This window comes from Kitasatospora sp. NPDC032757, from assembly GCF_055579305.1.
Genome location: NZ_JBVINN010000044.1, coordinates 38653 through 51801 on the forward strand (window position 1 = coordinate 38653; position 13149 = coordinate 51801).

General features: G+C 70.6%; 16 protein-coding genes and 1 pseudogene. 7 read left to right on the top strand and 10 right to left on the bottom strand.

Annotation, left to right across the window (positions count from 1 at the left end):
* Positions 1–45: 45 nt before the first annotated feature.
* Both ACZ5WK_RS33410 and ACZ5WK_RS33415 read left to right on the top strand, forming a co-directional pair.
* Positions 46–219, top strand: a pseudogene (locus tag ACZ5WK_RS33410) (PHP domain-containing protein); the annotation flags it as partial.
* Between the two features lie 258 nt (positions 220–477).
* Positions 478–1011: a hypothetical protein gene (locus ACZ5WK_RS33415; protein WP_465553169.1), complete on the top strand. Its 534-nt coding sequence runs from the start codon at positions 478–480 to the stop codon at positions 1009–1011.
* 161 nt (positions 1012–1172) lie between these two features.
* Here the strand turns inward: ACZ5WK_RS33415 and ACZ5WK_RS33420 are convergent, their stop codons facing one another.
* The gene (locus ACZ5WK_RS33420) at positions 1173–2198 is read right to left on the bottom strand and encodes a YihY/virulence factor BrkB family protein (RefSeq protein WP_465553171.1); all 1026 of its coding nucleotides are present in this window, start codon (positions 2196–2198) and stop codon (positions 1173–1175) included.
* 395 nt (positions 2199–2593) lie between these two features.
* Here ACZ5WK_RS33420 and ACZ5WK_RS33425 point away from each other — a divergent pair, with 395 nt between their 5' ends.
* The gene (locus tag ACZ5WK_RS33425; RefSeq protein WP_465553173.1) at positions 2594–2761 is read left to right on the top strand and encodes a hypothetical protein; all 168 of its coding nucleotides are present in this window, start codon (positions 2594–2596) and stop codon (positions 2759–2761) included.
* A 115-nt stretch (positions 2762–2876) separates the two neighbouring features.
* On the opposite strand, the gene ACZ5WK_RS33430 is transcribed toward ACZ5WK_RS33425, so the two are convergent.
* From ACZ5WK_RS33430 to ACZ5WK_RS33465, 8 genes are all read right to left on the bottom strand, one after another.
* Positions 2877–3281: a gas vesicle protein K gene (locus tag ACZ5WK_RS33430; protein WP_465553175.1), complete on the bottom strand. Its 405-nt coding sequence runs from the start codon at positions 3279–3281 to the stop codon at positions 2877–2879.
* Entirely contained in the window at positions 3278–3520 is a 243-nt protein-coding gene (locus ACZ5WK_RS33435; RefSeq protein ID WP_465553177.1) for a gas vesicle protein, read from the bottom strand. The genes ACZ5WK_RS33430 and ACZ5WK_RS33435 overlap by 4 nt, the downstream gene beginning before the upstream one ends.
* Positions 3517–4317 (bottom strand): GvpL/GvpF family gas vesicle protein, encoded by an 801-nt coding sequence (locus tag ACZ5WK_RS33440; protein WP_465553179.1) that lies wholly within the window; start codon positions 4315–4317, stop codon positions 3517–3519. The genes ACZ5WK_RS33435 and ACZ5WK_RS33440 overlap by 4 nt, the downstream gene beginning before the upstream one ends.
* Positions 4314–4790 carry a gas vesicle protein gene (locus ACZ5WK_RS33445; protein ID WP_465553181.1) on the bottom strand — a complete coding sequence of 159 codons (477 nt, stop codon included), beginning with the start codon at positions 4788–4790 and terminating at the stop codon, positions 4314–4316. The genes ACZ5WK_RS33440 and ACZ5WK_RS33445 overlap by 4 nt, the downstream gene beginning before the upstream one ends.
* A gap of 41 nt (positions 4791–4831) precedes the next feature.
* Positions 4832–5083 (bottom strand): gas vesicle protein GvpG, encoded by a 252-nt coding sequence (locus ACZ5WK_RS33450; protein WP_465553183.1) that lies wholly within the window; start codon positions 5081–5083, stop codon positions 4832–4834.
* 12 nt (positions 5084–5095) lie between these two features.
* Positions 5096–5809 (bottom strand): GvpL/GvpF family gas vesicle protein, encoded by a 714-nt coding sequence (locus ACZ5WK_RS33455; protein WP_465553185.1) that lies wholly within the window; start codon positions 5807–5809, stop codon positions 5096–5098.
* A gap of 1 nt (position 5810) precedes the next feature.
* A complete protein-coding gene (locus ACZ5WK_RS33460; protein ID WP_465553187.1) occupies positions 5811–6260 on the bottom strand; it encodes a gas vesicle structural protein GvpA in 450 nt (149 codons plus the stop codon).
* A 72-nt stretch (positions 6261–6332) separates the two neighbouring features.
* A complete protein-coding gene (locus tag ACZ5WK_RS33465) occupies positions 6333–6731 on the bottom strand; it encodes a gas vesicle protein GvpO (RefSeq protein ID WP_465553189.1) in 399 nt (132 codons plus the stop codon).
* Between the two features lie 542 nt (positions 6732–7273).
* Between ACZ5WK_RS33465 and ACZ5WK_RS33470 the strand changes: the two genes are divergently transcribed.
* From ACZ5WK_RS33470 to ACZ5WK_RS33485, 4 genes are all read left to right on the top strand, one after another.
* Entirely contained in the window at positions 7274–8113 is an 840-nt protein-coding gene (locus ACZ5WK_RS33470) for a histone protein (RefSeq protein WP_465553191.1), read from the top strand.
* Between the two features lie 3 nt (positions 8114–8116).
* Complete coding sequence (locus ACZ5WK_RS33475) at positions 8117–9151, top strand: SRPBCC family protein (protein ID WP_465553193.1); 1035 nt, start codon at positions 8117–8119, stop codon at positions 9149–9151.
* A 212-nt stretch (positions 9152–9363) separates the two neighbouring features.
* Positions 9364–9537: a CsbD family protein gene (locus ACZ5WK_RS33480; protein ID WP_465553195.1), complete on the top strand. Its 174-nt coding sequence runs from the start codon at positions 9364–9366 to the stop codon at positions 9535–9537.
* A gap of 297 nt (positions 9538–9834) precedes the next feature.
* Positions 9835–10683 (top strand): aldo/keto reductase, encoded by an 849-nt coding sequence (locus ACZ5WK_RS33485; RefSeq protein WP_465553197.1) that lies wholly within the window; start codon positions 9835–9837, stop codon positions 10681–10683.
* A gap of 86 nt (positions 10684–10769) precedes the next feature.
* Here ACZ5WK_RS33485 and ACZ5WK_RS33490 read toward each other — a convergent pair whose 3' ends face one another.
* A complete protein-coding gene (locus ACZ5WK_RS33490) occupies positions 10770–13046 on the bottom strand; it encodes a S9 family peptidase (RefSeq protein WP_465553199.1) in 2277 nt (758 codons plus the stop codon).
* Between the last annotated feature and the right edge of the window lie 103 nt (positions 13047–13149).

Sequence of the window (13149 nt, forward strand, 5' to 3'; positions counted from 1 at the left end):
GGCGGAGCCTCGGACGAAACCGGTGGCACGGATCCGGTCGAAGCGCTGCGGCGGACCGCGTTCCTCCTCGAACGGCGCGGGGCGTCCCCGTATCGGATCCGGGCCTTCCACACGGCGGCCGACGCGGCCCGCGAACTGCCCGCCGGTCCGGTGGACGCGGTATCGGCACGGCGGCTGCGCGGGGTCGGCCCGGTCACCGCGGAGGTGATCGCCCAGGCATCCGCGGGCGGGACGCCGCCCTACCTGGCCCGACTGCAGGCCGACGCCGGGTCGGCCGCCCGGGCCGGCTGGGATACCGGTGGCCGCGAGTACGAGTCCGGACCTTGGGCCGCCCGGGGCCGGCAGCCGAGGAGCGGGGTGTCGCGGCCCGGGGCACGATGGAATCGCCTGGACAACCCCGCTCCTACCAGGACGGGGACCGCCGGGGTTCCCTTGCCCGGCCACTCCGAGCCGGTCTCCTCACCGGGAGGATCCGCGATGTCTCCCCAACCCTTGGCCGAGCCGCTCCACATCTACCTGAACGACCACTTGACCGGCGCGTTCGGCGGTGCCGCGCTCGCCGACCGCATGGCCCGCACCCACCGCGACAGCCCTCGCGCGACCGACCTGCGCCGCCTGGCGCGTGACATCGAAGAGGACCGCGACGACCTCGTCCGGATCATGAACCGACTCGGGGTGCCCGTACGGCACTACCGGACATGGCTCGGCCTCGCCGGTGAACGCCTCGGCCGCCTCAAGCCCAACGGAACCCTCGTGCGCCGCTCGCCGCTCAGCGACCTGATTGAACTGGAAACGCTGCGCACCGGCGTCGAGGGCAAGGCCGCGCTGTGGCGCGCGCTGCGCGCCATCGCCGACACCGACTCGCGCCTCGACCAGGCGGAGCTGGACCGCCTGGTCGAGCGGGCCGCCGACCAGGCCAGCATGCTGAACGGGTGGCACCGCGCGGTGAGCGCGGCGGTCCTCGCACCCGGGGACGGCGGGGGACGGCCGAGCGCCGGCGCCGCTCTGTGAGCAGAACCTGTGCGTGACCCAGGCCCCACTCGTGCCGTGACCCCCTGGGGTCCACCGGCGGGTCACGGCTTCGCGGGTTCCCGCGCCGCCGGCCGGGGCCGTCGGCTGCCGCGCCGGGAGTCCGCGCGGAGGGCATGGCCGAGCAGTCGGTGGCGGGCAGATCACCGGTTCGGCGGCGCGTCGTCGTCCGTGCCGGGGGGATCGTGGCGGGCCGTTCGGGAGGTGTCCTCGGGCTCGCCGGTGAAGACGACGTCGACATGCTGCTCGGGCCGGCGCTCCTCCTGCCGGGCGACCGCTTCCAGGACCTCCTCGTCGGCCCCGGTCAGCGGCGGCTGCAGCAGGCTGCGCGGCCACAGCCGGCGGTGCAGCACCACATTGGTCTCCGCTGCGAACAGGGTGATCTGTGCGGCCAGGTACAGCCAGAACAGCAAACCGATCACGGTCGCGAAGAACCCGTACACCGCGCTGGCGTGGCGCAGCTCGTGGGTGACCAGGACAGCGCCGAACGCCTGCAGGACGGTGAACAGCGGTCCGGCGACCGCGCAGCCGGGCACCAGCGCCCGGGTGGGGACCTGGGCCGGCGTGAGCACGCGGAAGCAGCCCAGGCACAGGGCGGTGTTGACCAGGGCGGACAGCACCAGCGCGCCGATCCGAGCGGGCAGTCCGGCCAGGGTGGTGCCGATCAGGGTGGCCGCGGCGGTGGCCACCAGCAGACCGACGGTCAGGGTGGTGAAGAGCAGCAGGCTGCGGGCCAGGCGCGGCCAGTAGCCCGGGCGCTGTCTGCCGGGGATGTTCCAGACCTCGGCCATGGCGTGCTGGAGGACCTGGGCGATGCCCAGCGCCCCGTACAGCAGGCCGAGCACGCCGACGGCCAGCGCGAGCCCGCTGCCCTGCACGGAGTGGACGTTCTGGCGCAGTTGATCGCCGATGATCGGGAAGTCGGCGAGCGCGGAGTCGACCACGGCCTTCTGCGCGCCGGGGTGGCCGTGCAGGACGAACCCCAGCACGGTGGAGAGCAGGAGCAGCAGCGGGATCAGTGCGACGAACCCGTAGTAGGTGATCAGCGCGGCGAGCAGGCCGCCGCGGTCGTCGCCGTACTTCTTGACCACGCCGACCACCACCCCTGGCGGTGTGCGGTGCTGCTGGGCACGGTCGGCTGCCCGCAGCGCCCGTTCGACGATATTCATTGTCACGGCTCCCTTACCCGACGGCTCCGTCCCGGCTTGCGGCCTGTGGTGGAGCGTGTGCCCGGGAATCGGCCCGCCCACCGCCCTGGACACGTCCTGAAGCAGGTGTTCTCGCTGCGGCTGCCCGCCCTGAGCGCGAGCGGTTGCCGGCCGGGGGCACCGGTAAGAACCTGGTCCTGGCGGGGCCTCGCCCCGGGGCAGGCGATCGCTCGGCCCGACCGACACCGCGGACCTGTTCACCCGGCACGGACATCGCCGCCAGGCCAGGTGCTTGCCCGGACTGCCCGGGCGGGTACGCGGCGCAGGACCGGCGCCCCGATGTGCCGGCCCCTCCGGCCGGGAACCCGTGCGCGAGCGCGGTCCCGGCCTCCGAACCGGATGAGAGGACGACTGCCGTGAGCACTCCGGAGGAGAACGACACCCCGCAGGTCGACGACGAGACGCGGGAGCAGTCCGCAGAGCAGCGGAACATCACCGCGCCCACCCCGGCGGACGTCCGGGCCAAGGCCGATGACGACGACAAGGACGGCGAGCCGCCGGCGGCCGACACGCGGGCCCCGTGACCACTCGGCCGAGGGCTGTGCGGCCACCCGCCCTGCCGACCCCCTCTCGAACCCGGGCGGCCGGCACGTCTCATGGGGCGTGCGGGCCGGGCCTGTCGTGGCTTGGATCCGCCTTCTAGTCGGAGGGCGGCAGCAGGCTCCCCAGGGGGCCGAGATCCAGGTTGAGATCCTGCATGGTCAGGCCGTAACGGGCACAGAGCTCGCTCATGCGGTCGTGGAGAGCCATCAGTGTCGCTCCGAGCGTCTCTTCCTGCTCCTCGCTGAGATCTCCGGCCTCGACGCGGTGGACGGCCTGGCGTTCCATGAGCTGGCGCAGTAGTTCGACGACGGTGAGGACCAGCTTCATCAGGTCCCGTTCGACCGTTTCCGGATTGGTGGAGATCCTGTGCGCCCGCCCCGGTGCCGTGCCGGGGGTTGGGGGCGGACCGTAGGACGTCTCGGGCAGAAGACGGAAGGCACGGGCGGCTGCTTCAGCGACTTCGTCGTATCGGCTGGGTGGCCGACGGGCGTCGCCGGTCATGGCTGTTCCCGCTGCGGCGGGGTGCTGATCGTGAAGGGGGAGGGGGTCTGTCCGCCGACGGAGACGATGAGTGCGCGCAGGGAGACCCGCACGAGGTCGATGTCCGCGATGGACAGGACGAGGTCGCCGGTGAGGACCACGCCTCCGCTGAGTAGCCGGTCCAGCAGGTCGATGAGGGCGGCCTGGCGCGGCGGCACGGCCGCGTGCGAGCTGGACGGCCTGTCGGCGGGCGCGTTCATGGCGTGCTCTCTTCCGCCGGGCCGGGGGCGGCGAAGGAGTAGGGGGCCCATGGGCCGGTGACGACGACGCGCACGCCGGGCAGGGAGTCCGTCGAGTGCAGTACGTCGGCCCGGAAGGCGTCGGCGTGGTCCAGCGGGAGGAGATAGGCGTCGTTCAGGACGTTCACGCCTGATTCGACCGCCAGCTCGCCTTCCTGGACGCGGTGCCGGACGCGGTCCGCGGCATGGGCACGGGCTGCTGCCTCGATCCGCTCGGCGGCTCGCCCGGCGGAGCGGAAGGCGTCGTGCTGCGACTCCTGTTCGGCCCGGCGCCGGTGCAGGTACGCACGTCCGGGGCTGAGGTCCGGCGTTTGCGAGGGCGGGGTCTGCGGGGCGGCCGGGGCATCGACGTACAGCTTGACGCCCCATTCCACGTGCTCGGAGAGGTGGGACAGCTGGTCGCGGAACGCACCCAGCCGGTCATCGAGCATGGTCCGTACCCGATCGTTGTCGAGGTACACCGTTGCCAGGCGCAGGGGAAGGACGGTGGTGCACGCGGCGACGGCCTCGACCACACCGTGGTGGGAACGGGCGAGTCTCTCGAGCCATCGGAGGTCCTCGAGGTGACCGGGGAGCGCGGCCTCGTCGAAGTCCTCCCTCGGTACGGGGCTCACGGCGGCCACGACGTCCTCGCCGCGGCTGGAGCCCACGAGGTGAACCGACGCGCCGACGACTCCGGAGAGACCGTCCACGGTCTGCTGCAGGCCGGCCGCGTGCCGTGCCACGGCGTAGGTGTAGGCGAGCGACCCGGAGGTCATGCTTCACCCCGCGTGGCGGCTCGGGTCCCGGGCTCCGATCGCTTCGGGCGGGGTGGACGGCGGGGGGCCGCGGGCTCGTCGTCGAGGGTCTCGGTCGGCGGCAGCGCAGCGGGATCGGCGCGCAAGGCGCTGATCTGCTCGCGCAGTCGCCGGTTCTCCTCGATCTGCTCGCGCAGGAGTCGGTTCTCCTCCTCCAAGGAGGGGCCGCTGCTCGCTCGGGAGGACAGGGAGGGGTCGTGCTCCCACCAGTCGATGCCCATCTCCTTCGCCTTGTCCACCGACGCGATCAGCAGGCGCAGCTTGATGGTGAGAAGTTCGATGTCGAGGAGGTTGATCTGGATGTCGCCGGCGATGACGATGCCCTTGTCGAGGACGCGTTCCAGGATGTCGGCGAGATTGGCGGAGGACTGGCCGTAGGGCGGCGCGGACCTGGAGGGGAGGGAGCCGAGGCGGTTGGCAAGGGGCTCTGTCACGGCTCGACCTCGTTTCGCTGACGGGTGCGTGCGGTGTGGGGTCAGATGTCGTTGCGTTGCCGGTGGGCTCTGATCTCGTCGAGGCGGTCGAGGAGTTCGTCCTCGCGGCGGTCGAAGGCCTCCTCGTCGATGTGTCCCGCCAGGAGCTCTCTCTCGAGCGCGGCGAGTTCCTGTTCGACGGGTGCGGGGTCGTAGTACTCGTCCTCCGCGGCCTCCACCACGCGTTCCAGAACCCACACGGTGCCGCGCAGGGGCGCGAGCGGGAGGGTGATGATCTGGGTGAGCAGGCCCACGGGGTGCCTCCTCTAGACGAAGCTGTAAGCGGGAAGCGGGCCGTACAGCCGGAAGTCGAACTCCTGGCCGAGCTCGTGGCTGAGGCCCTTCTCCGCGGCGAGAAACCGCTCCCGGTGTTCGTCGTCCACGAGGAAGGAGATGTTCAGGAAGTCCTTCCCGGTCGGCTCGGAAGCCCGCTCTTGCCGGCTGTGGGGGTGCAGCGCCTCGATGATTCCCGTGGCCAGGGCCTGATGGCGGGCCAGGACTTCCTGGGCGGCGAGTTCGCCGAGTGCCAGCGGTAGGTCCGGGGTGGTGTCGCCGGCTTTGATGGCGTCGTTGAGGTGCCGGGCCTCCGGCGACTCCTGGAGGATCTGGCGCAGCAGGACGTCCTCGTCGATGGCCGCCTTGAGGTGGTACTCCGAGCATCCCGCCAGTGCCGTCAGGCGCTGCGTGTACTCCTCCCGGCGCTCCTCGAGAACGGTGCGTACGGCGTCGTCGTCGGGCGCGGTGAAGCCGAAGCGCAGCGGGAGGACGGTGCCGCCGCTCATGAGACGCTCCTGGACGGCTTGGTGCGCCATGAGGTCGCGTCGTTTGGGCCGCAGGTCCTCTGGGGCGTCGCCGACGACCGCACACAGTGGTCCGGAGCACACGGTACGTAGCTCCGCCGGGGTTTCCCCCACCCCGGCCAGGCCGTCGAGATCACGGGGGTGCGTGGCAGCGGTGATGGAGTAGACGTAGACGGCCATGTCATTCCTCCCGTCGCCTGGTGGGTCGGCGGGTGGGCCGTGCCCGTTTCGGCTCGGGCTCCTTCTCGTCCTCGTCGTCCTTGTCGTCCTTGTCGCGTCCCAGGTGGAGGGAGTCGGTGACGGCTTCGACGGCGCCGGTGAGCGCCCCCTTGCTCTTGCCCCGTGCTCCGCCCTCGGTCGCTTCTCCGACGATGTCGGTGAGCTGTGCCGGCGCCTTGCGTCCGGATTCCAGGTCCAGACGGTTGCATGCCTCGGCGAACCGGAGGTAGGTGTCCACGCTGGCCACGACGATACGGATGTCGATCTTGAGGATCTCGATGCCGATCAGGGACACCCGGATGAAGACGTCGATGACCAGACCGCGGTCCAGGATCAGTTCGAGGATGTCGTAGAGGTTCCCGGTGTTCCCGCTGCGGGAAACGCCGGCTGTGCTTTGCGGCACCACAGTCACGGTGCCTCCCTTCGCCGGCCCGCCCTCGCGGTACGAGAGCGGTTGGTTCCGCTTCGTCGTGGCGCCGGGGTCTCAGGTGGGGCGGTCAAACTGTCCGCGGGTGTAGCGGCGGATCCGCTCGTACGCCACCAGTTGGCCCTCCTCGTCGAGCGACACCCGGTAGCTGGCCATCACGCTGGTCGTCTCGGGGATGCGTTCCAGTTCCACCACCTCCACATCGGCCTGCCATCCCTCGTCGGCGGGCTTGAGGGCCGAGACCGACTCGGGTGCGCGTCCCAGGAGTTCCGCGAGCTGCTCGGCGGCGTAGCGCATGGCCTGCGGAGCCGAGACACGTCGTCGAGGACGTCGTCTCGCCACGCCCTCCTCGCCCGCCGCCCGGCGGGTTCCAGTGGTGCCGGCGCGAGCAGAGGGCGGATCTGCATGGGCGGGCCTTCGGGGCTCGACGCCGTCCTCTCTCTTCTCTGGGGCCATGTTTCCTCGCCGGGATCGGAGGTAACGCGCCGGTTTGCATGCATGCACGGCTTATTTCATGATATACGGCCTTCTTCCTCGGGATCGGCAGGAGGCGACCTCGGTCGGCGGGCAGCCGCTCGTGTCCAGAACTCGGGGCGGCTGTATGTCCGTTGAGGTCGCGAGTCGCTAGGGAACGGTGGTGCGTGGAAGCCGGCATCACCTTCAGGTGGGTCGGTGCCCACGTGGCGCACGGCCGCGTGTCTGACCAGACTGGTGGTATGGAGTGCTGGTACGGACATCGGGCCGGGGCTCTCGGTCGTAGGCGGGCCGCTGCATGCCGGGTACCGACAACGGGAATGTGCCGCGCGCGACAGTCGAAGCCTCCCTCTCGGCTCTGCCGAGGGCGGTCGCGGCCGGCGTCGAAGGGCGCTCCCGTGTCGTGCGCTCGGTGCCGGCTGCCGCGGGAGCGCCAGTGATTTCGCGGGCGGTGCTGCGTGCAGAGCATGCCTCCGCGTCGTGCCGGTCCACGTAGTCACGACGGGCGCCGGAAAGGAAGACCCATGAAGGACACCACCAAAGTGGCTCTGGCGGCTGCGGTCGCCGGCGGGTACGTGCTGGGCCGCGCGAAGAAGGGGCGGCTCGCATTCGCCGCCGCGACGTACCTCGCGGGCCGGCGGTTCGGACTGGATCCGCGCCAGCTCGCCACCGAGGGGCTGCGGAGACTCAACGAGATGCCGCAGGTGGCCGAGTTGAACGAGCAGGTCCGCGGAGAACTTCTCGAGGCCGGCAAACGTGCGGTGGCCGCTGCGGCGGACCGCCAGATCGGGGAGTTCGCGGACTCTCTCCGGGAGCGAGCCCTGAGCGTGGGCAAGCCCAAGGAGGCGAAGGAGGAGCCGGAGGAGGAAGAGCCGTACGAGGAGGAGGAATCCGAGGACGAAGAGCCGTACGACGAGGAAGAGGAAGAGCCGGAGGAGGAGCCGGAGGAAGCGGAGGATGACGGCGCAGGGAACGGCGAAGCCGAGGCCGAGGAAACACCGCGCCGCGAGCGCGCACCCCGGCGCCGGCGAGCTGCCGCTGAGGCCGATGAGCGGCCGAGCCCGCGCTCCTCGCGGGCGGCACCCAAGGACGAGTCGAAGTCCTCGGCTGCGCGCAAGCCCGCGAAGAAGGCTGCCGGCCCGGCGAAGAAGACCGCTCCGGCCGCAAAGAAGGCCACCGCGAAGACGGCAACGCCCGCCAAGCGGTCGTCCACCCGCTCTACTCCGTCGAAGACTGCCGCTGCCAGGGCTCCGGGCAAGAAGGCGGCTGCGGCCCCGGGCAAGAAAGCGGCTGCGCCCGCGAAGAAGGCAGCGGCGAAGAAAACCGCCGCCAAACCCTCCACACGGTCCACCCGGCGGAGGTAGGTCATGGCCAGGACGCAGGAGAGTCCCCCCGAGGTATCGGGTGTCGACCGGCTGAAGGAAGAGGTCGTCCACTACCTGGGCGCCCAGTTGGAGCACCTGGTCGAGAAGGCCGGTGACAAGGTCGCCGATGTCACGGACCAGCTGGGGGAGGTCGCGGAGAACGGGGGGGTGCTTCCCAACGTGGGCGCCCGCGTTCTGCAGGGCGACTCACCGGTGAAGGCGTTCCTCGGCGAGAAGGCGAAGAGCATCAAGGACGACGTCGTCGACAAGGCCAAAGGTGCCTTCGGCGGTGGCAAGGCCGGCCGTAAAGCCGGCAAGAAGGTCATGAACATCGTCGAGACGCTCGACGTAGGCGTGCCCCTACGGACCGCGTACGACCACTGGACCCAGTACGAGGACTTCAGTGGCTTCGCCAAGGGCGTGCAAGACGTCTCGAAGGGCGACGAGGTGACCACCGATTGGAAGGTGAAGGTCGGGCCCTCGAAGCGAAGCTTCAAGGCGACGGTCCAGGAGCAGATCCCGGACGAGCGGATCGTGTGGACCTCGACGGGGGCGAAGGGCAGCACCCGCGGGGCCGTGAGCTTCCACGAGATCACTCCGAACCTGACGCGCATCGTCCTGGTCGTCGAGTACTACCCCTCGGGCCTGTTCGAGAAGACCGGGAACATATGGCGCGCCCAGGGCAGACGTTTGCGCCTGGACTTCAAGAACTTCCAGAGGCACGTCTCCCTCACCAACGACGAGGCCGAAGGATGGCGCGGCGAGATCCGCGACGGTGAGGTCGTCCGCACCCACGACGAAGCCATGGAAGAGGAACAGGCCGCCGAGAACGACCAGGAAACGGATGAGTACGACGAGGAGGAAGCCGAGGACCAGGCCGACGAGGCGGAACCGGAGGACGAGGAGGAGTACGAGGAGGGGGAACCCGAGGACGAGGAGTACGACGACGACGAGTACGAGGACGAGTACGAGGAGGAGGAGCCCGACGAGGGCGAGTCCGGGGACGACGAGGGGCGCTACGAAGAGGACGAGGAGTGAGTGCGGCGCGCCACGGCTGACGGTACGGCCCCGGTCGACGGGCACGGGAATTGGCTGCACGGCGCGATCCCGGCTGCGCCCCTCCGCTCATGCCGTTCGACGTTCACCCCCCTCGGGGTTCAGGCTCCGCGCCAGGTGGGTCAAAAATCAGAATGAATGACGAAAACCTGGGCACACGCGGGATGAATCAGTGATCCGCGGAGGAGGACGGCATGAGCGCGGGAAAGAAGATCAAGCACACTACAGAGACGGCCAAGGGCAAGGCCAAAGAAGCAACCGGGAAGGCCGTGGGCAACGAAAGCCTTGTCGTCAAGGGAAAGGCCGAACAGGTCAAGGGTGATGCGGCCCAGGCCGGCCAGAAGATGAAGGATGCCCTGAAGCACTAGTCGGTGGTTTCTCCGCACCAGGCTCAGGCAGTGGCACAAGCCCACGGCCTGAGCCCAGGCGTGGTGCGACCGCCAGGCGAACTGCCAGGAGCGGCCACGGCGTTCCTCGTGTCCGGGCCGCACCCCGGCCCGGACACGGGACCCGGAGAGCCAGTCCAGCAGTTGCCGTCCGCCGGTCATGTCCGTTCTCGCCGCTGCGGCTGGGGCCGGCGCGTTCCTGGACACCGTCGCAGCGTGCCCCGCCGCAGTGCCCGCCACCGGCTAACGTGCCCGTGAACGCACCGCGTAAGGAGAGACGTGCAGACCGTTACGCTCAACAATGGCGTGGAGATGCCGATCCTCGGCTTCGGCGTCTACCAGATTCCGCCCGAGCGGACCGGGCAGGCCGTCAGCGACGCGCTCGCCGCAGGATACCGCTCGCTGGACACCGCGGCCGCCTACGGCAACGAGGCGGCCGTCGGCAGGGCGATCAAGAACAGCGGTGTTCCGCGCCGCGACCTGTTCCTCACGACCAAACTGTGGATCTCCGACGCAGGCCAGGACAAGGCCAGGCGGGCCTTCGACACCTCGCTGCGCAAGCTCGGCCTGGACCACCTCGACCTCTACCTGATCCACCAGCCCTACGGCGACGTCTACGGCTCCTGGCGAGCCATGGAGGGCCTTCACCGCGAGGGTCTCGTGCGGGCCATCGGGGTCTCGAACTTCCACGCCGACCGGCTCGTGGACCTGATCGACCACAACGAGACGACACCGGCGGTCAATCAGATCGAGACCCATCCCTTCCACCAGCGCACCGCCGACCAGGAACTCATGCGTGAGCGCGGTGTCCAGATCGAGTCATGGGGCCCGTTCGCCGAGGGCCGCAACGACCTGTTCACCCACCCCGTGCTCACCGAGATCGCCACCGCGCACGGCAAGTCCGTCGCGCAGGTCGTGCTGCGGTGGCTCATCCAGCGCGATGTCGTCGTGATCCCCAAGTCCGTGCGCGCCGATCGGATGGCGGAGAACATCGACGTCTTCGACTTCGAACTCACCACGGGCCAGATGACGGCCATCGCCGCCCTGGACACCGGGGAGTCCCTGTTCTTCGACCACCGAGACCCCGCTATGGTCAGCCGGCTCGGCAACGTCACCCTGAACCCCTGAACCCTCGTTCCCTCGAACCTTGACGGAGAGTCCAATCGGGGCGGAACCCGGAATCTCAAGGCCTGGCTCCCCGTCCGTGCTGGCGCTCAGGAGAACAGTTCGCCGAGCAGCTCGGGGCCGATGGCGATGGGGGCGGGGCGGTAGGCAGGCGGCTGCGTGCCCATCAGCTCGCGCACCAGGAAGTCCCAGCAGCGCTTGCGGACGTAGGCCAGGCAGTCGAGGAGCGTGTGCTCGGCCCCGGGCACGATCAGCAGCTCGAAGTCCTTGTCGGCGGCGATGAGCCGGTCGGCCAGCCGCAGCGTGTGGTGCGGGTGGACTTGGTCGTCCATTTCGCCGTGGACGAGCAGCAGCTTGCCCGCCAGCCGGTCCGCGAGGTCCACGTTGGAAGTGCGGGCCCAGGCCTCGGGGTCGTCCGCGCCGTCGTAGGTCTCCACGAAGCCCGCGTTGAAGTGGCGGGCGTCGTGCGAGCCGGAGAGGGCGACTGCGGCCTTGAAGACCTCGGGGAAGTCCAGCATCGCCCGCGCTGCGGCGAACCCGCCTCCGGAGTGGCCGAACGCGCCCACCCGGTCCAGGTCCATCCACGGCCGGGTCCGGGCCAGCTGCTGCAGCGCCGCGACGTGGTCGGCCAGGCAGCCCGCGTCGGCCAGGCGGCCGTACGAGGCGTCGTGGAAGGACTTGCTCCGCCCGGGGGTGCCTCGCCCGTCCAGCGCCACCACCACGAAGCCCAGCGCCGCGATGGGTTCCGCGTCGAGCCCCATCCCTCCGGGGTCGAAGCACGGGGCGACCCGGTTGACCTGCGGGCCGGGGTAGACGTTGTCCACCACCGGGTAGCGCCGGGCGGGGTCGAACCCGTGCGGCCGGTACAGCACTCCGTAGATGTCCGTCACCCCGTCGGCGGCCTTGACGCGGAACCGTTCCGGCGGCGTCCAGCCGGTGGCGGTGAGCTTGCTGATGTCGGCGTGCTCCAGCTCGACCAGCACCCGCCCGGTCCAGTCGCGGACGCGGGACACCGGCGGGGTGTCGACCGTGGACGCGGAGTCGATGAAGTACTCCATGGTGTCGGGCAGGGTGACGACGTGGTCCAGCTCGTCGTCGGTGACCTTGGCGAAGCCGGAGCCGTCCAGACCGACCCGGCACACCGTGCGCCGGTACGGGTCCTCGTCGACCAGCCCGGAGGCGGTCAGGTACACCACCCGCTCGGCCTCGTCGACGTGCAGGATCTGTCGCACCGCCCACGGCCCGGAGGTGACCTGCCCGAGCAGCGCGCCGGTGCGCAGGTCGTACCGGTACAGGTGGCCCCAGCCGTCGCGCTGCGAGTACCAGAGCACCTCGTCGGCCAGCACCCGCACGATCGGCGGCTCGTAGATCCACTGGTTGGGTTCGACGCGGGTGGCCCCGGTCTCGCTCAGCACGGTGGTGACCTCGCCGGTGGCCGCGTCCAGCCGGTGCAGGGTGAGCGTGCGCAGGTCGCGGGGCCGGTCGAGGTAGAACACCGCCGATCCGTCCGGGGCCCACCACGCCCACGTGGTCGTGATCGGCGACATCTGCGGCATGAGCAGCGGCTCGGCCTGCGCGCGGACCACCGTGCCCTCGACGACGTCCAGTACGACCAGCTCGGCCCGCGGCACGTGCTCGTCGCCGGGGTGGGCGTAGCGCTGGGCGTGCAGGACGGGTGCGCCGCCGTCGGCGGGCCCGGCCTCCACCAGGTGGGTCTGCCGGACGCTGCGCTCGTCGGTCCGGTGCGCCAGCACCTTCGTCGAGTCGGGCGACCAGGCCACCGCGGGCGGCAGGTGCGGCAGGCCGATCTTGCGCAGCAGGGTGGCGTTGCCCGTGCAGTCCGGGCCGGTGCCGTACTGGTGGTCGGGCTCGCCGTCGGTGGTCAGCGCCCACTCGCGGCCGTCGGACAGCGAGCGCGCCCACAGGTCGTGGCCCCGCCGGGACACCGCGACCTTCCCGTCGGGCGACGGCACCTCCAGCGGGCCGGCCGGCGGTGTGAACGCGGCCCGCTCGCAGGAGTAGCCGTCCAGGCGGCAGCGCCAGTACTCACCGAACGCGGCGAACTCCACGGCGTCCCCGGTCAGTTCGATGGCCATGAACGGCAACGCCTCGGGGTCGGCCGGCTGCCCGGAGGCGGCGGCCAGCGCGGCGGCGAGCCGGGCGTGGTCGAAGGCCGGCTCGCGGGTGCCCGCCGCCGGGTCGGCCAGCACGAACCGCCTGCCGGCTCCCGTGCTCACCGAGTACCAGAAGCGGGCGCCCGCGTCGATCCACTGCGGCCTGACCTTGTCGCCGACGACGAGCTCGCCGGGGCGGGCGGGTCGGCGGAGGAGCTGCTCCGCGGCCTGGTAGTGCTGAGCGGTGCTCATTCTTTTCGTCCTTCTTCGGTGTCGGTTGTGGGCATGGTGATGCCAAAGTGGTGCCGTCACGGCAGGGGTGATGAGGGGATGGGAGGGCTCGCGCGAGGGCGCC

Bases quoted from the DNA above. Each gene is read 5' to 3' on its own strand.
- ACZ5WK_RS33415 (WP_465553169.1), top strand. From the start codon at position 478: ATGTCTCCCCAACCCTTGGCCGAGCCGCTCCACATCTACCTGAACGAC.
- ACZ5WK_RS33420 (WP_465553171.1), bottom strand. From the start codon at position 2,198: ATGAATATCGTCGAACGGGCGCTGCGGGCAGCCGACCGTGCCCAGCAG.
- ACZ5WK_RS33430 (WP_465553175.1), bottom strand. From the start codon at position 3,281: ATGACCGGCGACGCCCGTCGGCCACCCAGCCGATACGACGAAGTCGCT.
- ACZ5WK_RS33435 (WP_465553177.1), bottom strand. From the start codon at position 3,520: ATGAACGCGCCCGCCGACAGGCCGTCCAGCTCGCACGCGGCCGTGCCG.
- ACZ5WK_RS33440 (WP_465553179.1), bottom strand. From the start codon at position 4,317: ATGACCTCCGGGTCGCTCGCCTACACCTACGCCGTGGCACGGCACGCG.
- ACZ5WK_RS33455 (WP_465553185.1), bottom strand. From the start codon at position 5,809: ATGGCCGTCTACGTCTACTCCATCACCGCTGCCACGCACCCCCGTGAT.
- ACZ5WK_RS33465 (WP_465553189.1), bottom strand. From the start codon at position 6,731: ATGGCCCCAGAGAAGAGAGAGGACGGCGTCGAGCCCCGAAGGCCCGCC.
- ACZ5WK_RS33470 (WP_465553191.1), top strand. From the start codon at position 7,274: ATGAAGGACACCACCAAAGTGGCTCTGGCGGCTGCGGTCGCCGGCGGG.
- ACZ5WK_RS33475 (WP_465553193.1), top strand. From the start codon at position 8,117: ATGGCCAGGACGCAGGAGAGTCCCCCCGAGGTATCGGGTGTCGACCGG.
- ACZ5WK_RS33480 (WP_465553195.1), top strand. From the start codon at position 9,364: ATGAGCGCGGGAAAGAAGATCAAGCACACTACAGAGACGGCCAAGGGC.
- ACZ5WK_RS33490 (WP_465553199.1), bottom strand. From the start codon at position 13,046: ATGAGCACCGCTCAGCACTACCAGGCCGCGGAGCAGCTCCTCCGCCGA.